The following is an 18,806-nucleotide window of genomic DNA, read 5'->3' as shown; positions in this document are numbered from 1 at the left end:
AAAAGTATAGTAAAGTAATGTTATGGTGGAAGGGATATTATTTGAACAAGTAGAAGACAGTCGGCAAGACTGGAAAGTAAAGCATTCGATAAGTGAAATACTGATGGTAGTAATGTGTGGAAGCACCTTGCTGCATTCGGCATGGTTGAAAGCATTGTAACGAGGAAGGGGAAAGAATGCCGTGAAATTCGCTATTTCATTACGAGTGTTACAGATGTAAAACAATTTGCAAAGGGAGTACGCAGTCATTGGGCGATAGAAAATAACTTACATTGGTGTTTAGATGTGTTGTTTTCTGATGATGCCTGTACTGTTGTTGACCGGAATGCAGCAGAAAACCTAGCTATTATCAGAAGAATTGTTTACAACAGAATTAAGATGCTCTCTAAAATGGATACGCTCAGTATGGGCAAGCGCGCTTGCATCTACGACGATAATTTTAGAGCTCAGATCCTTTTTTCATGCTGAAGCCCTGTTGATACCAATTTCTTGACAATCTTTTCTCTATCGGTTTATAATTATTACATTACTATAGCAGAATACTTTAAATATGGAGTAAAAGAGGGCTGAGTATGGAAAAATATCCAATAATAGGATTATTATATATCGGTTTATGTTCATATACTGATTTATTGATACCCCCCCCCCCCCCGCAACTCTTAGACATACACAGATGTTTACTTCGTCACAGTGTTAAAAGCATACCTCCTTAAATTCTTTTTTCTACCATACATCCCCGTCCGTCATTATACGCAGAAGTGATTTTACCTCTCTGACAGGAGGTCAGTGGTTCTATGCAAAAGCAAAACCGTAGTGCAGGGATGTATAAGGCTGTACTTCCCCAAACGATAGCATCCATACCGCTACCGGAAATCCTCATCATGATAAACACCCTCAACGAAATACCTTCGATGCAGAGTGCACTGAGAAACGGCAAGTATTAAAGCTTTCGCACGAATAAAAAGCAACTTATAGGAGTAACACAAATGAAAAAACGATTTTCAATCCGTTATAAACTCATTTCGATTTTTGCTGTTTTTATTATAACGCTTATTTTTTTTATTATTACCATTATCGGTTTTCAAATTCGGAAAACAGATCGGGAGCGATTTCATAAAAACATGCAACAAAATATCAAATTAATAGAATATGATATCAATTTATTTTTCGATAATACAAAATACATGTTACGTATGCTATCCAGTCACTCAGCTGTGCGGAATGCTGATACTTCTTTTAACGAATATATATCAAAGACTGAAGTATCCGATATCAATACCATAGAAAAAAGCGCAACGGAAACAGCTGTATTTAATTTATTCAAAAATATTCATAAAAGCTATCCGTATTATATGTGTGTGTTTATGGGAACTAAGTGGGGCGGCTATACATCAACGTGTGACAAAGCGCTTTCAGGCGGTTATGATCCGAGAAAACGGCCTTGGTATGAAGCTGCCTCAAAAACTCCCGAAAACCCGATCATTACGGAGGCTTATCGTTCCACAGCAGGCGATACGGTTATTTGTCTTTCACAGGGAGTTTTTTCTTTTCAAAATGAACATATCGGCAATGTCAGTATAGAAGTGACATTACAAACACTGACCGAAATGTTAAAAGCACTGGCAATAGGAAAAACAGGTTATATCATGCTGGTACAAGGAGATGGAACAATATTGGCCGATCCGAAAGACGATTCTTTTAATTTCAAAAAAATAGAAGATACAAACGTTCCCGCTTTTGCACAATTTGCAGCAGCTGATTCGGGAAGCATGACTGTAAACATAGATAATAAAAAATGGCTGGCTGAAGTGTACACTATTGATGGTTTAAATTGGAAGCTAATAGCGCTGATGCAGGAAAATGAGGTTTTTTCTGAATTTTATCAGATATTACAATCTATATTGGTCATCGGTTTCACACTATTAATAATCTTTTTAATTATCTCTTTGGTGTTTGTATTTCATATTACAAAAGCACTGAATTCGGCCGTTGTCGCCCTTAAAAATATTGCGCAAGGTGAGGGTGATTTGACAGTGCGTCTACCCGTACGTGGCAACGACGAGATCGCTGATATGTCAAAATACTTTAATCAAACTATTTCGAAGATCGGCTCATCGATACAAAACGTTGGTACGAACTCACATACGATGGAAGATATCGGGAATGAGCTCGCTTCAAATATGACCGAAACGGCCAGTGCCGTAAACCAAATCAGCGTAAACATTGATGGTGTCAAACAGCAGGCGCTTACACAAGCGGCCAGCGTTACCGAAACGGCCGCTACCATCGAGGAAATTGTCCGCACGATTAAGCAGTTGAACAACAGCATCGAAATACAAACCGCAAGCGTCGCCAAGTCTTCCGCCTCCATCGAACAGATGGCTTCGAATATCGCCTCAATCGGACAGACACTCAGCAAAACCGATGCAGCCATCAAAGAGCTGACCACCGCAACGGGCGACGGTAAGGCAACACTCATTACCTCGAATAGCGTCACACAGAAAATCGCCGAGGAGTCGGGCTCGCTGATGGAAGCATCAAGCGTTATCCAGCACATTGCCAGTCAAACAAACCTCTTGGCGATGAATGCCGCGATCGAGGCAGCTCATGCGGGGGAAGCCGGTAAGGGGTTTGCCGTTGTTGCCGATGAAATCCGCAAACTTGCAGAAGATTCTGCAACGCAGGGAAAAACCATTACGGCGACACTAAAGACCTTATCAGGAGAAATCGAAATGCTTTCTTCCTCGTCAAAAACCGTTGAAGAAAAGTTCAACACCATCTTTAATTTGGCCGAGCAAGTCAAGTCGATGAGTGCTCACCTGACCGAAGCAATGCACGAGCAGGAAAACGGCAGTAATGATGTTCTTATTGCCATCAAGAACATCAACACGGTAACGACTGAAGTACTGGCTGGCTCGGAAGAAATGCTGAAAGGAGGTGAAGGAGTTGCCGAAGAAATGCGCAAGCTCGATGATTTAACACGCATCATCACCGAGAGCATGAACGAAATGGCTGCAGGTGCGGTGCAGATTAACAATGCCGTACAGGAGGTCAACGAGATCACCCAGAAAAATAAAGCGAGTATTCAAAATCTTGCGATAGAAGTCGGTAAGTTTAAAGTGTAGGTATCTTTTTTCCTTTGCTATTAGGATGTATGGATACTTTTCGGGAAGGGCGATACACATTTATTTATTCTGTGAAGGTATTCAAAAAACATGCGGTGCAGTTGCATCGTATGTCAAAAATGCAGTATGTTGATACTCGGCTGTTTTTCCATTATATTGGGAGACAGTATGAGTGATCTGGAAAGTGAGATACAGCGGCGCGGATTAATAAAGGTATCGCGTGAGGGTGATCAAAAAGAGAGTCCATACCGCCGCGTTGCAAAGTTTTTATATTTAATCGGAGAGGCGCAGGCGGCAAAGGTACTGCAAAAGCTCACCCGCGAGCAAATCGAAAAAGTAGTAGCGGAAATGCTGACCATCCGCTATGTCGATAAGGACGAAGCCGCCTATATTTTAAGCGAATTTACGGCGCTTTATAACGAAGCGAAGAATTCCGTCGGCGGCGTGGAAACCGCTCAAGGGATTCTGACGGCGGCTTTCGGCGGGGAAAAAGCGCGGGAGATTATCGAGCGGGCAATACCGCCTGCTGCCGAACGGCCGTTCGATTTTTTGGACGGTATCGACGGAGAAAAGCTCAAGCGGCTCTTAGCGGACGAAATGCCTGCAACACAGGCGCTCGTGCTTTCGCAGTTGGAACCTAAGATTGCGGCTGCGTATATAACCGGCTTAAACGATGCGGAAAAGAAAGACATCGTGCTCCGCCTCGCGCGGCTTAAAACCATCAGTCCTGAAATTTTGCAGACGGTAAGCACTTCGATGCGCGAAAAGTTTACCCGTATACGGACAGGCTCGACTACCGAAGCGATTGACGGACGCGCGGTACTTGCCGCTATTTTACGGCGCAGCGATTCCGAAACGGAACAGTTTATTTTACAGAACATCGCAGAAGCCAATCCCGAACTTGAACAAAATATCCGCGAACGGCTTTTTACTTTTGAAGATGTGCTCATTGCGGACGACCGCTTTTTACAGAAAAAATTATCCGGTATGGAAACCTCAGTAATTGCCGCATTGATTTCTTATAAACCGGAAGTCTTTGTCAAAAAAATCCTCGATAACATTTCTAAAAACAGACAGCAGTTTATCCTTGACGATCAGGCGTCGAACCCCGTTTCCGTGCGGGAATGCCGCGAAGTTACCAATCGTTTTTTACAGGAATTGCGGAAAAGCTGGGAAGACGGCGAGCTACTCTTATTCGGAAAGGACGGAGATGACGTATGGATAACCTAATCCACGGGTTTAAAATTATTTCAAAAACAGCGCTTGACGAAATGCAGGCAGAGGGTATTCTTGCGCAGCATTGCGAAACCGGACTTGAAGTTTATCATATTCATAACGATGACAGCGAAAATTTATTTGCGTTTGCTTTTATGACCCCGCCTGAAAACAGTTCGGGCGTTGCGCATATTCTGGAACATTCGGTACTCTGCGGTTCAAAAAATTATCCGTTGAAAGATCCTTTTTTAATCCTTTCCAAGCAGAGCGTTAAAACGTTTTTGAATGCGATGACATTCCCCGATAAGACTGTGTACCCTGCGTCGAGCACCCTCGAAAAAGATTATTTTAATTTGATGTCGGTGTACGGCGATGCGGTGTTTTTTCCGCTGCTCAAACGGGAAACCTTTGAACAAGAAGGTCATCGGCTCGAACGAGATGAAAAAGGAAACCCGTACTTTTCCGGCGTGGTGTTAAATGAGATGCGCGGCGCGTATGCGGATTTCGATTCTGCTGTTGACCGTGAGCTGCGGCATTCTCTCTTGCAGGGGACGGTGTATGCGCACGATTCAGGCGGCTTTCCGCCCGATATCGTCAAGCTCAGCTATGAGGACTTTTGCGCCTTCCATAAAAAATACTATCATCCGGTAAACTGCAAGGTCTTTTTGTACGGTAACATCGAAACCGAAAAACAGCTTGCCTTTTTGCAGGAACGCTTCTTGCGGTTTTTTGAACCGGCGGAAAAGCCGCCGCTCATTCCGGCTATTACGCCCTATCCCACACCTCGCGTGTTTTCGGCAACGGCGCCCGCAGGAGAAGGAAAAAATCCCGACAAGCTCACGGTAACGATGAATTGGTTGCTGCCCGAAAGCGCCGACATCGACCGGCTGATGGACTGTATGTTTTTGGAGGAGTTGTTGTTGGGACATGACGGAGCGCCCTTGCAAAAAAAACTGCTCGACTGCCCCTTTGCCGAGGATGTGTATCCGTACAACGGCGGGCAGGCAGACCTGAAAAATATCTGCTTTACGCTCGGTCTTGCAGATATCGATAAAAGTGCGGAAGGGCAGTTTGAAGCCTTCATCCTTTCCGGCCTTGAAGACATTGTCCGGAACGGTTTTGAACCTCAGCTGATTGAAACCGCGCTCAATTCCCTCGATTTTTATAACAGAGAAATCACCCGTTCTGGCGGCCCCTTTTCGCTGGTTTTGATGCGGCGGGCGCTCCGCGGCTGGATACACGGTTTTGCGCCGGAGGCTTCGCTCCGTTCCATACCTGCTTTTCAGCGGCTGAAACAACGGCTTTCCCAAAACCCGCACTACGCTCAAGACCTCATCCGTACGCTGCTGCTTGATAATCCCCATCGGACAACCGTTTCTGTACGGCCGGACATTCACTTTTGCGAGAACATCGATGCGAGGCTTGCTCAAGAAGCGCACCAAGCGGCGCAAAGCCTCGGCAGCGTAGAACACCATTCGGGTTCCGCCGAACAGACGGCCGCAACCGTTAGCGGGCAAAAAGCGGATGCGGATACGGGCATTAATCCTGAGGCGGATTCTCAAGCGCAAAACCTTATTCCGCATATTTCAAAAGAGGAGCTGCCGCCGGTTGAACCGCCGATACCCGAACGCCTCGAATATTTCGGCAAAGTTCCCGTTATCATCCATGAACAGCCGACAAACGGTATCACCTATATGGACATCGCAGTTCCCGTCGATTCGCTTTCAGCGGAGGACTATACATACTTGACGCTCTATACGTCTGCGCTTTCCTCGATGGGAACAAAAACGCAGAGCTGGGATGCCGTTGCGGCGGAATTCGCTTACCTGACGGGAGGCTTTTCTGCGGTTACCTTTTCCGCAGGCAGGCACCGGACATCCGAAGCCGCGGTGTTTTTCGATAATGAGCTCCGCACGGAAGATGTGGCGGATCGGGACTGGATTTTTATCCGCTCAAAAATGCTGCCCGAATATATCGAACCCGCGGTAAACCGAATTTTTTCGTATCTTAGCGATATTTCTTTTGCCGACGAAAAGCGGTTGAAGGATGTTTTTATCCAGCTGAAAAACGATCTTGATCCGCTGCCGTCATATTCGGGGCATACGTTGACTGCGCTGTACGCAGCTTCTGCCTATTCCGGTTCAAAACGGGCGGAGAATCTCTGGATGGGGATTCCCCAGTTGCGTTTTCTGCGCGGGCGGTATGCGGCGCTGGAGCAAAAACCGGCGGCAATCGGTGAACTTGCCCGTAAACTTGAAGAAATACACCGGAAACTGATGCGCTCCGGCCTTATTGTGAAGGTGTGCGGTACGAGCGCCGATATAAGCGTTATCAAAAAGGCGCTCACTTTCCATTTACTGCGATTTGATTTTCCGCACCGCAATACCGACGGCTTTAGAACCGAAGCCTTTGAAAAACCGGCGGTGCTTTCGGCCTTTCCCAGCGCCGTGCAGGTAGGCTTTGCGGCACAGCTTCTGCCGGTTACGTTCGATGAAACGGAATACGGCGCTGCTATCGTCTATGCCCAGTGGCTTGAAACGGGGGCATTGTGGGAGGCAATCCGCGTAAAAGGCGGCGCGTACGGCGTTTCGGCATATCCCGATTCCGCAACGGCGCTGTTTACGATGACTACCTACCGCGACCCTGCGCCACTCAAATCCTTGCGCAGTATACGGGATTGTATCGAAAAAAGCATCGCGGCTCCGCTTACCGACTCCGAACTGGAGGCTTTGATTACCGGCACGTACAGTACAGCGCTCCAACCGAGAACCCCGGCGCAGAGAAGCGCGGCGGCGTTCTCGCGCCTCTTAAGCGGGATAACCCATCAGGCGCGGATGCAAACAATCGAAGGTATTATCTCTTGTACACGGGAACGCATGAACCGGCTTGCCGAGCGGCTCGCCGCAAGCGTATCGGGAAGCGCCGCGCTTTCGGCAACGACGGCGGAAGGTATATCCGGCGGCACCGCTGCGGTAATCTGCTCCGACGCTGCGCTCCGGCAAACGGCAGACAACTTAGGACTTCCGCCGCTCACCGTTCTGACTTCAATTTAAAAAAACTTTTTATGGAGTGTTAAATAAAAGCCGTACAAATGGCACGACTTTTATTTACTCAAGTTTGCTTAATCGCAAACTTGTATATCATCTGCATGTTCTCACTTCGTTGCGAACATGCGTAAAAAGTCAATCGAAAGTTGAAACTTTCTTCTTGACTTTTTATGGAAGGAATTTAAAACAACATGGCTGCAAAGAATACGTATGATGAATCGAAAATAAAGACGCTTAGCTCATTGGAGCATATCAGGCTTCGCACCGGTATGTATATCGGCCGGCTTGGAAACGGCTCGAACCCCGATGACGGTATTTACATCCTGTTAAAAGAAGTGCTCGATAACTCCATCGATGAGTTCATCATGGGGAACGGCGACCGCATCGACGCGCTGCTGAAGGACAACAAAGTTACCGTGCGGGATTACGGACGTGGTATTCCGCTTGGGAAGGTCGTAGAATGCGTGTCGGTCATTAACACCGGTGCGAAGTATAATGATGAAGTCTTTCAGTTTTCGGTGGGCTTGAACGGCGTCGGTACCAAGGCGGTGAACGCGCTCTCCGAATATTTCCGAGTGGTTTCCGTCCGCGACGGGAAATACGCCGAAGCGGTGTTTGAGCGGGGTGTGCTAAAGCACGAAAAACAAGGAGATACCAAAAAAGGGATTAAGAACGGCACGCTCGTGGAGTTTATCCCCGACAGGGAAATATTCGGCGACTATACGTTCAACCTCGACTTTATCGAAAAACGGATGTGGAACTACGCCTATCTGAACGCCGGTCTTACGCTCACCTTTAACGGCGCTTCATACATATCGGAAAACGGTTTACTCGATCTACTCAATGCGGAAATCGGCGAAGAAACGCTCTACACGATTGCTCACTTTAAGGAAGCAAAGCTCGAATTTGCCTTTACTCACACCAACAACTACGGCGAAACCTATTTTTCGTTTGTCAACGGACAGTATACCTCGGACGGAGGCACGCATCTTTCCGCTTTTAAAGAAGGCTTGCTGAAAGGTATTAACGAATACTACCGTAAAAACTACAAGAGCGAGGATGTCCGCGAAGGCACTTGCGCGGCGGTGGCGGTTAAGGTGCAAGCGCCCGTGTTCGAAAGTCAAACGAAAAATAAGCTCGGTAATACCGAGGTGCGGCCGTGGATTGTCAACGGTACCAAGGCCGCTGTGGTGGAATGGCTGCAAAAAAATGCCGAAGCTGCGCGGAAGCTGGAAGAAAAAATCCTTGCAAACGAGCGGCTGCGGACAGAGCTGAACAGCGTTAAAAAAGAAGCGAAGGCTGCCGCAAAAAAAATTGCAATGAAAATCCCGAAACTGAAAGACTGCAAGTTTCACCTTGGAGATAAGCAGTACGGCAATGAGTCGATGATTTTTATTACCGAGGGAGACTCGGCTTCGGGTTCAATGGTTTCGAGCCGCGACGTCCTTACGCAAGCGCTTTTTTCGCTGCGCGGTAAGCCCGAAAATATGCACGGCAAAAAACGGGCCGCCATCTACAAAAATGCGGAGCTCTACAATATGATGATGGCGCTCGGTATCGAAAACAGCCTTGAAAGCCTCCGCTATAATAAGATCATCATCGCAACCGATGCCGATAACGACGGCTTTCATATCAGAAATCTTTTGCTCACCTTTTTTCTCACCTACTTTGAAGAGCTGGTGCTGAGTGGGCGGATTTTTATTTTGGAAACGCCGCTGTTCAGGGTGCGCACCAAAAAAGAGACCTGCTATTGCTATTCGGAAAAAGAGCGGGATGTCGAAATGAAGCGGCTCGGTACAGCGGCGGAGGTTACCCGTTTTAAGGGATTGGGAGAAATAAGCCCGAGCGAATTCGGTCAGTTTATCGGAAAGGATATCCGCCTTTTACCGGTCAGCATTCAGACCGTGAAAAAGATCCCGGGCGTGCTTGAGTTTTATATGGGAAAGAATACCCCCGAACGCAAAGCCTTTATTATGAAAAATCTTCTTGCGGAAGTCGACGCGTAGAATGATCAATCTTCTTGTTTGCAGAATAGCTATCAATATGGTATAGTAGAAGCCTCTTTTGAGAGTGTTTTGCTCTTTTGAAGAGAGTTTAATTTCATTACGTATGTGGAGGTTGTATGTCAAATTTTTTATCGGTTAAAGATTTTATCGCTCAACAAAAAGATAAGATGATTGAGCTTGAACGGCTTTTGTGCTCCATTCCAGCCATGGCTCCGGAGTCGGACGGCGACGGGGAATTGAAAAAATGCGAAGCGCTGGAAGCGTATTTAAAAAAGCTCGGCTTTACTCAATTTGAACGGTTCGATGCACCCGATACGCGGGTCTCCTCCGGTATCAGACCTAACCTTGTCGTTACTATTCCGGGCAAAGATGATTCAAAACGGGTTTGGATTATGGCGCATACCGATGTGGTGCCGCCCGGAGAGCTGGCAAAATGGGAAAGCGATCCGTGGGTATTGAAGCAGGACGGTGATAAAATTATCGGGCGCGGCGTCGAGGATAACCAGCAGGGACTGACCGGAGCGGTATTCGCCGCTTATGCATTTCTTGCATTAAAGATTCAGCCTGCTCACACCGTAAAATTGTTGTTTGTCGCTGATGAAGAAGTGGGTTCGAGATACGGCGTCATCTATCTTTTGAATAATCATCAGCTGTTTAAGCCGCAGGATATTATCGTTGTTCCTGACGGGGGAGATCCTTCGGGTGAGACAATTGAAGTTGCGGAAAAGAACCTGTTGTGGTTAAAGGTTGTAGTGCATGGAGTGCAAACGCACGCCTCACGTCCCGATTTAGGAAAGAATGCGCACATTGCGGCGGCGGATTTGGCGCTTCGGTTGAATGCACTGGAAAAAGTATTTTCAAAGCAAGACAATTTGTTCGAACCGCCGTATTCGACCTTGCAGCCGACAAAAAAAGAAGCGAATATTCCGAACATCAATACCATTCCGGGCGACGATGTGTTTTATATGGATTGCCGTATCCTTCCTTGTTACACTGTTGCGGAAGTGATGGAGAAGATAAAAGTCGAGGCGAGTGCAATAGAAGCAAAGTACGGCGTACAGGTTGAGCTTATTATTGATGATTCGGCGGAATCGCCTGCAACGCCTGTTGATGCAGATGTTGTTACGATGCTGTCAAAGGCTATCGAAAAAGTACACGGCAAAAAAACGCAAACCATCGGTATCGGCGGAGGAACCGTTGCCGCTCCGCTCCGTCAGGCAGGCTTTAACGCCGTCGTATGGAGCACGCTCGACGATATGGCGCATCAGCCGAATGAATACTGCATTATGAAAAACTTAATCGACGATACGCAGGTACTGGCGGCATTGATGTACGGAGTCGATGCGCTGTAAGTGTGACGGAGGTATGAACGCCGCACCGGATGATGATTGCCGGGATGATAATCGTTGGAATGATGATTGGCGAAATGAGCGTGCTTCCGATACGGTTATCCGCTTGCCGGAATATGTTTCGCCGGCGTTTAAGGCCTTGATTACCTCCGCAGCACCTGCCGACGCCGCTGCGCTGCGCCGGCAGGTGCTTTCCTCCGACGACGAACTGGTCGTGTCGGAGGAAGAGCGGGGCGACCCGCTCGGCGAAGCGCGCTATTGCGTTACCCCGTATCTGGTACACCAATATCCGAACCGCGTGCTGCTATTGAGTACCGGCCACTGCATCTCGTATTGCCGGTACTGTTTCCGGCGTGAATTTACCGCCCGCTCAAGCGGCTTTATTTCCGATGAGCAAATCGGAGCGGTAACAGCATATCTTAAAACACATCCCGAAGTACAGGAAATTCTGGTTTCGGGGGGAGACCCGATGAGCGGTAGCTTTGAGCAAATAAAGCATCTGCTTGAATGTCTCCGTTCCGTCCGTCCCGATTTGCTGCTTCGCCTCTGTACCCGTGCGCCGGTCTTTGCACCGGAGCTTTTTACCGAAGAGCTTATGGCGCTCCTCCGTTCCGTTCGTCCGCTCTGGGTGATTGCACATATAAACCATCCGGCGGAACTCGGCACGGCGCAGCGGCAAGCCTTAACCCGCTGTATCGATTCGGGGATTCCCGTGCAAACCCAAACCGTATTGCTGCGCGGCGTTAATGATGAGCCCGCCGTTCTTGCGGAGCTTTTCCACGCGCTGGTATGTATGGGGATAAAACCCGGGTATCTGTTTCAAACGGATTTGGCGCGGGGAACGGCGCATTTTCGCGTACCGCTTGAAAAAGCCGCGCTTATATGGAAAGCATTACGTAAACGTCTTTCCGGTTTATCGTTACCGCAATTTGCAGTCGATTTACCGAACGGCGGCGGAAAATTCCCGCTTTCCGCCCTACTGCTTTATGAGGATATTGTCTCCCCGTTAAAAGACGGACGCTTTTCGGCACGGGGTATCGACGGAAAGAGCTATACTTATCCGAGGTAAGTTTTATTGACTAATGGCGAGGGAGAATCGTCTTTTCAAAATTTTCCGTAAATTTTGATTTCAACCCCTTATCTTCGGTGTTAAAAAACGGTAATCCTATTAACACATACGAACTGTTACGTTCCATAACGATATGTTCCGTACCGTAGCGTCTGCTAATTTCTTCCAGAAAATCTTGTTTCCAACCGTCGTTGTCGTCTCCCGCAAGATGCGTGCCTTTCGGTTCGATAAAGACCTGATAATATGCATTAGGATTGCCGACTTTTCCGTGCAAAAATAATAAAAAATCAGGTTGAAATCCGCGTCCTGTATCAAAGTCAAAAATCTTATAGACTTCTTCATTTCGGAGTAATTGAAAAGAATCGTAATTTATAAGTAAATTTGATTTTCTGTCTTTTATAAATTGAATTAAATTTCGTTCTTCGCTTGTACCCCAAAACGCATCGAGCGCATACCAATCTGCAATTCGCAGTTCTTTTTCCAATGTCTTGTTTTCCTGTGTTTCCGGTGCCTGTTCATCGATGGAAATAAGCCTTTCTTTAGTAAAACATATTTTGCCTTTTTGTTGATCGAACGAAAATATATCCGAAAATTTTACCAACCGAAAATCCGTTCCTTTATACGGCTTATCGAATTGTTCCAATTCCTTTTGTAGGTAAGTAAAAAAATTTTCACACATTTCCAGCATTTTTTTATTCGGAAGATTTTCATATTTGTCTGTATCATGCGTGAGCCTAATTTTTATATCTTTTATGAAATCCAAAAAGGCTTCCATACTTTGAACGTTAAAACGGCAGCGTATATTTTCAAAGCTATAGTAAGAAGCGGCATTTGCATTAACGCGATGAATAGCTTTATATTTTATATGCATCGGAATATCGGAAACCTTTAATACTTCAGTATTGAATGTACCGCTTTCAGCCGCAATATACGTATCTTCTTTTTGAAAATCAACTTTCCGTATTTCAGAGTATTGACTTGTAGCAATTCTGTACTCAAACGGAGAAAGATTTTGAAAATTATCCGGGAGTTTTTTTAGTCTACGTGCAGGGTTTTCAATTCTGTCATTCACAAATAAATACATTCCATTCAGTATCTCTTGCTGCTTCGGTTTTACAGGAAAGATTTTTTGCGTTCGCTTTTCCGTCATCAACCCTCTGTTTTTGAGTTCATTCGATAATTCACTGATATAACGATGATCTTCGTCAGAATGAAAGTAGAATTCTTCCAAAATACGCAGCTCATTACCGATATCATCATCGAATTTACGGCGATTAACCGGCATATCATTATAGACAAACGGAAAATAACGCACCCCGCGACCTATCAGTTGCACTTCGCTCGTCGTGCTTGTACCGGCCTTGTGTGTTTTGGTATCTGTATCGCGTCCCGTATACAATCGGACAATGTCGTACAGGTTCAGTACATCCCAGCCTTCGGTAAGGCGTTGCACGGTGAAAATCGCCCTAATATGATTGCCGTAATCTTCAAGACTGTTTAGAAGCCGGTCTATTTCGGAATCCGTTTTTTCTTTTTTGGTTTTATTTGTCTTGCTGTTTGTGATGATGATAGTACGCTCTTGAAAATTTTCACGGATATAATCGGCGACATTCTCAAAAGAACATTTACTCTCTTTGAGATATAACAAAATCCGCTCAAAGATATTGTCATCAACGGTATATAATAACGGAATTGTATCATCGGCAGGCATGTTGATTTTTGAAAGATTATGTACAAAGTTAAAATCCGATGCTGTGACGGATTTACATAATTCAATAAACACCCGGCAATCTGCTTTTGAATTTTCAATTGTTTTGCTTCTAAAAAGAATAACCGGTTTAAAATTCGAAATTCCTAGTTTAAGCGCAATGCGATAACGGTACCAATTTAAAAGTAATGCCTGTAAAATTCTTTTTTTTAATGCAAGATTTGATCGAACAAGGCGGATATGTTTTGTACAGCCCGCTTCGACGAAGTCTTTCAGTTCAAATTTGATAATTATTTTATCTTCATACTTTTGTAACACTTCCGATGTATTGGGAATCGTAGCGGTAAATTCCAAAAGCGCATTGCGGTTTTTCTTTTGGTTTTCATCGTCTTTGTTTAAAATACAATGACACACTGTATGTTCCCACGAACGTTCAATATCGTCTTCTTTTGCAGAATCTTTTAATTCTCCGATAAACGAAATTTCATCCGAAAGAGAGGCTTGTTTTTTCTTTGCCGTACTTGCATTTAAGTGATGTGCTTCATCCCCGAATAAAATAACATCACGTTTTTGCAAGTCTGAAAGTAATACGGAGTTTTCACTTTCTTTATAAATATCATTATGCAGTTTCTGAATTGTCGTAAATTTTATCTGTACGTCATCGCAGAAATCGGAAAACATATCGACTTCTCGAAATGCAACTCGTTTCCCGTCAATGATGACATTTTCTTTAAATAGGTATTTAGTATGCTTTGTGTCGATAAAATTTGCCTGTGTCTTTCCAAGAATAGCATTTTGATTAACAAAAAAGATAAAATTCCGATATCCCTGCTTGTAGTAATACAAAATCAATGCAGCCATAACGAGCGTTTTACCGCTTCCCGTAGCCATATTGAACATAAGATGATTCGGTGGAAGAGTTTGTCCTTTTTTTAACAGCTTTGAACGAAGTTTTTCATTGATAAGAAAGTTTTCCAAAGCTTCACGCTGCCAGTCATAAGGCGGATATTTTAAGTTATCCGTAATGTATGAAGGAATTGCATAATCGCGTTCGTCAAGGATCTCTTTTTGATTTTGAATTTTATCGATAAGCATTACCTATTTTCCTTATCATTGCCACGTAGCCGGTAAAAATCTTCCGTAATTGCAATGTCGTTCGTGCTGAGCCCTGAGTTATTGTCCTCCCTGTCATCCGCATTAATGTACAGCTGATTTAAATCGAGTATACGGCAAAACATTTCTTTTTGTTCTTTCAAAGGGAGCGATTGAAAGCGATCTGTTTTGACTTCTTCATGAAATTCCTTTATACGGACGCTGTAGTGCAAAAAATATTTACGGCACAGTTCGTCGAATAGGAAAATAAGCTCTTTAAGATTTTCACACGCACTAATAAGCCGCACCGCTTGTTCGTTCTTTTCAGCAAGTTCCATGTAAACAAACGACCCGCCACCGTGCCAGTTCTCAAGTTTTGAGATTCCGCCCTGTTCACCCTCGATGACTTTTTTAAGCCGTTCTACCGTAACCGTATCGATATAATCCATTTGTTCAACACCGATATACTGTCGATTCATTTTATGCGCAACGGCAGCGGTTGTACCTGATCCGAGATGGTAGTCGAGAACAATATCGGATTCGGAAGAAGCAATTTCCAACATTCTTTTAATCAGGCTTTCCGGTTTTGGAGTATCGAAGATATCTCGAGGGAATCCAAGTGTTTCCAATTCTGATTTTGCAGATTTTAAGGAACCTTGATCTACAAACAAATTGTTATATAATTTTTTGTCACCTTTTTTGTAATCAGAAATATATTTTTTTATTTTGAAATTTCCATTGTCAATTACATATTTTTTTTGGGCAACAAGTTTATTCATGTTTTCCAAGCTTAATGTCCATCGTTTCCCCGGTGGTGGAGAAAAATTCCCATCTGGTGTTTCTACTACAAATAGCATTGTTTTTCTTTCATATTCACCAGAATTTGTTTTTATTGGAACTTCAAGATTATAAGGGCCTCTTTCATCTTCATAATTATAAGATCGTTTGTACTCAAGCAGATTTATAGGGAGCTCATCAATATTTTTTGCATAGAATAAAATGCTTTCTGTAATTGTTCCTATTCCGTTTTGTGTATTGCTTGGATTTCCCTTTTTTTTCCATACCATAGAAGTAATATAATTTTGTCGTCCAAACACCATATCCATTATTAACACAAGTAAATAACCATACTCTGGAGAATTTCGTAAATCACTTGGAGAATTATCTATCTGTACAAAAATTGCCCCGTCTTCTTTTAATAGTTCCCGTGCAATTTCAAGCCGATTTTTCATAAAGGTGAGCCAACTGGAATGATTAAAATTATCGTTGTATGCAAAACTATCGTTCCCTGTATTGTACGGCGGGTCTATGTAAATGAGCTTTACCTTGCCTGTAAATTCTTCTTTAAGCGAATGAAGCGCAAGTAAATTATTTCCTTTAATTATCAGATTATCGGTGATGGTATCTTCCGGAAGCCCGCGTTTTTTATTCAGTTCCGCATCTCGGTTTAATTTTTTACAAAGAGAAGATTTTCCCGATTCATAACGCTTTGCGTTGCAAAATGCTTTCGGGGAAAACAAACTGTCTATTTCATCGCGGGCGAGTACCTCATTGTAAAACACCTCTCGACGTTTGCTCTTTTTTTCCGTGTATCCATGTTCTTTGTTATCGTATTCAAAATAAGTATCCAACCCGTCTTCTTTACGCTGACCGCCTTCCAATACGCAATCTTTGAACGGGAAATTCAAAACAACTTCGCTCCGTTCGATCAATGGAATGTCTCCCATATATAAACCGATTTTTTGTCCGAGGTATTTTGAGTATGAATTACAGGCGGAAGAATATTCCAAAAATTCTTTAAACCTCACCGTATTAAAAACAAAACTATCTAAAACCGGAGTAAAAAAGGCTTTTTTTACGGAAGGATTGTTAAGCAGCGGTGCAAGCAATTTTATATCACCGCGTTCGGCACAATCCTTTATCACATTAATTTTTAATCTCGGTTTTTGGTTTTTATCGGCAGCCGGTTCTACAAAATCCGGTACTGCAGCAAGTATGGTTTCAATGTGCTGCTTAAGCGCATTCGTTTCAGGTGTTTCAGTATACGGCATAACGGCTCCATTTACTATTTGTAAGGAATTTTAACCAAAAGTGAACAATTTTATTAAAAAATAACTATTCGTTAAAATTATCGGCGTATTGTTGTTGTATTATAGCGATTTGTATATTCTTTCCGGCAAATCGTAATTTTATAATAACATTATGACTGAAATTGAATTGATAAAATTGTATTCGGAAAACATAAAGCGGCTACGGTTATCTAAAAAACTGACGCAGGAACGGCTTGCCGAACGTGCCGGTATTACAAGCGCATATATCAGTGAAATTGAAAATCAAAAGAAAATCGGGAAATTTGAGACAATTGCATCTATCGCCGCTGCGCTTGACGTGGAACCGTATGAACTGTTCTTACCGGTAGGTGCGATGCCATCCTATAACGGTAAGCGTACGAAAGCGTTAATGAACCGCCTTCGTAATAATTTCAACGATCTGGTAGATACGATAGAGGAATTTTTAGCGGAGTAGCGGCTAACAGGTTATGTAAGTCGCAAATACGTCTAAAAAAACTCCATGGCAGTACGCGGCGAAACCGAACCGGCAAAATGTATAGGGCGTGACAAAATAAGCATTTAATAAAAACTTGTGATTTTCTCTTAAAATTCTTAGCCATTTTTGCAGCCGTGCCTTATAAGAGAGGTATATGCGCGGAGGCGAAAGATGGTAAGAAAATTTCATAATATCCCTATGAGTTTTACAGCTCGAAACGATTACGCATTTCTTTCCATTGTACATCCGTGTACAATGGAAAGAACGAGTTTCGGCGCTGCCGAAACATCGTTTCTGATATAACCAGCGGCATCCATGCCGCTTCTGTCTCTTTGGTACGAAAGAACCTCATACGGACATAGCAATCCTGAAATGACTTTTGCAAATAGGTGGAGTAGATGCTAGGAGCCGTGCCGAAATAAAACGGAGGCGTATCGGGTATACGTTGAGTATTTATTTCGGCATAGCGACAACGCAGATGCCCGCTTATTTGCAAAAGAAGAGTATATCCCTCTATTTTACAACGAGAAAGCTGGACGGCTCGATATAAAAATCCGCTTAAATGATGGGCGAAAAATCGATGTGGAAATACAGAATACCTACTTTGATTATTATCCCAAGCGGAGTATTTTCTACTGTTCAAAAATGATTCATGAGCATTTTTCCCGTGGTTTACAGTACATATAATGTATTGCAATCAATGTACTGAATAGTCCGTTTAAATTAAGCCGCAAAGTACATTCGGTTTATCGGATACGGGAAGAAGATCGGACACTTTTGGATGAACTGTTGGAGATTCACTTTTTAGACTTAACCAAGCTGCCGAAAGAGAATTTGACAAGCCTAGAAAAATGGCTTATGTTTATCAAAACAGACAGTAAAGAGGAAAGGACTATGCTAGCACAAGGAAATCCTGTAATGGCAAAGGCAAACAAAGTGATGGATATCTTTTATCTGGATGAGCAAGAGCGGAAGCGATATGAGGCAGCATGGGAATATGAAAGCGATCGATTATCAATGATAAGCGAGTCTGAGCGGAAAGGCCTTGAGCGCGGATTAGCTGAAGGTGAAGCTCGCGGTTCCCGCCAAAAGGCGCTGGAAACCGCGAAAAATCTCCTGCATTTTGGGTTATCACGGGAAAATATCGCGCAAGCAACCGGACTCTCTCCAGCAGAAGTGGAAGCACTATAAGAACGAAGCTTTGGAACAAAGGCTGGTCATTAGGATAGATTGCTGCACCGGCTCGCAATCTACCTAAGTCGTCCGCTAAGGGGAACCACCGCCATCCGTGGCAAGTTCAAAAATTGACCTCCTTGTCAATTTTTGAACGGGAATTTTGGCAAAGCCAAAATATCGCTATTGCTGGGAACCACGCCCGTCCTTGGGCGTTCTGATACGTTGAGGATTTTCGGCAGCAACGTTTTGCCAAGAGTAAAACTTGCAAGTTTAAGCGGCATTGCCGCTTAAACATTGGCACGGATGCCACTGGTTTAAACAGTAGCGATATTTCGGCAAAGCCGAAATTCGCCATTAAAAGTGTACAGGGATGTACACTTTTAATGATGCAACGCAGTAGATGCGCCGTATCTCCAGCGCTTTTGAAAATAGCCTGTTGAGCAGTTATACATCCGTGTACAACTGCTCAACG

At 44.2% G+C, this 18,806-nt stretch carries 12 protein-coding genes and 1 pseudogene; 11 read left to right on the top strand and 2 right to left on the bottom strand.

All coding sequences use genetic code 11. The annotated features are described in order from the left end of the window. Positions 1–114: 114 nt before the first annotated feature. The 8 genes from E4N69_RS05150 to E4N69_RS05115 all read left to right on the top strand — a co-directional run bounded on the left by E4N69_RS05150 (position 115) and on the right by E4N69_RS05115 (position 11,811). Complete coding sequence (locus E4N69_RS05150; RefSeq protein ID WP_162663339.1) at positions 115–468, top strand: ISAs1 family transposase; 354 nt, start codon at positions 115–117, stop codon at positions 466–468. A 326-nt stretch (positions 469–794) separates the two neighbouring features. Further along, a complete protein-coding gene (locus E4N69_RS05145) occupies positions 795–944 on the top strand; it encodes a hypothetical protein (RefSeq protein WP_162663338.1) in 150 nt (49 codons plus the stop codon). 42 nt (positions 945–986) lie between these two features. Then, entirely contained in the window at positions 987–3,125 is a 2,139-nt protein-coding gene (locus E4N69_RS05140; RefSeq protein ID WP_162663337.1) for a methyl-accepting chemotaxis protein, read from the top strand. 168 nt (positions 3,126–3,293) lie between these two features. After that, positions 3,294–4,355 carry a flagellar motor switch protein FliG gene (locus E4N69_RS05135; protein ID WP_253824715.1) on the top strand — a complete coding sequence of 354 codons (1,062 nt, stop codon included), beginning with the start codon at positions 3,294–3,296 and terminating at the stop codon, positions 4,353–4,355. Beyond that, complete coding sequence (locus E4N69_RS05130; RefSeq protein WP_253824714.1) at positions 4,343–7,393, top strand: insulinase family protein; 3,051 nt, start codon at positions 4,343–4,345, stop codon at positions 7,391–7,393. Before E4N69_RS05135 ends, E4N69_RS05130 begins: the two co-directional genes overlap by 13 nt. 185 nt (positions 7,394–7,578) lie before the next feature. Next, positions 7,579–9,393 (top strand): DNA topoisomerase IV subunit B, encoded by a 1,815-nt coding sequence (locus E4N69_RS05125; RefSeq protein WP_253824713.1) that lies wholly within the window; start codon positions 7,579–7,581, stop codon positions 9,391–9,393. 116 nt (positions 9,394–9,509) lie between these two features. After that, positions 9,510–10,745: a M20 family metallo-hydrolase gene (locus tag E4N69_RS05120; protein WP_162663333.1), complete on the top strand. Its 1,236-nt coding sequence runs from the start codon at positions 9,510–9,512 to the stop codon at positions 10,743–10,745. A gap of 13 nt (positions 10,746–10,758) precedes the next feature. After that, positions 10,759–11,811, top strand: coding sequence for a KamA family radical SAM protein (locus tag E4N69_RS05115; protein ID WP_253824712.1), 1,053 nt, complete (start codon positions 10,759–10,761; stop codon positions 11,809–11,811). 10 nt (positions 11,812–11,821) lie between these two features. On the opposite strand, the gene E4N69_RS05110 is transcribed toward E4N69_RS05115, so the two are convergent. Both E4N69_RS05110 and E4N69_RS05105 read right to left on the bottom strand, forming a co-directional pair. Beyond that, on the bottom strand, positions 11,822–14,614 hold the full coding sequence (locus E4N69_RS05110) for a DEAD/DEAH box helicase family protein (protein ID WP_253824711.1): 2,793 nt from the start codon (positions 14,612–14,614) through the stop codon (positions 11,822–11,824). Then, the gene (locus E4N69_RS05105; protein WP_253824710.1) at positions 14,614–16,662 is read right to left on the bottom strand and encodes a site-specific DNA-methyltransferase; all 2,049 of its coding nucleotides are present in this window, start codon (positions 16,660–16,662) and stop codon (positions 14,614–14,616) included. Before E4N69_RS05105 ends, E4N69_RS05110 begins: the two co-directional genes overlap by 1 nt. Before the next feature lie 151 nt (positions 16,663–16,813). Here E4N69_RS05105 and E4N69_RS05100 point away from each other — a divergent pair, with 151 nt between their 5' ends. The 3 genes and pseudogenes from E4N69_RS05100 to E4N69_RS05095 form a co-directional block, all read left to right on the top strand. Continuing rightward, positions 16,814–17,137, top strand: a complete 324-nt coding sequence (locus E4N69_RS05100; RefSeq protein WP_253824709.1) for a helix-turn-helix domain-containing protein — start codon at positions 16,814–16,816, stop codon at positions 17,135–17,137. A gap of 192 nt (positions 17,138–17,329) precedes the next feature. Beyond that, positions 17,330–17,461, top strand: a complete 132-nt coding sequence (locus E4N69_RS12670) for a hypothetical protein (RefSeq protein WP_256478599.1) — start codon at positions 17,330–17,332, stop codon at positions 17,459–17,461. Between the two features lie 198 nt (positions 17,462–17,659). Next, positions 17,660–18,349: pseudogene (locus E4N69_RS05095) on the top strand (Rpn family recombination-promoting nuclease/putative transposase); the annotation flags it as partial. Positions 18,350–18,806 lie beyond the last annotated feature (457 nt).

This window comes from Treponema sp. OMZ 906, from assembly GCF_024181185.1.
Classification (GTDB): Bacteria; Spirochaetota; Spirochaetia; order Treponematales; family Treponemataceae; genus Treponema.
Note: the sequence above shows the minus strand (reverse complement) of the source record. Positions and strands in the feature narration are given on the sequence as shown.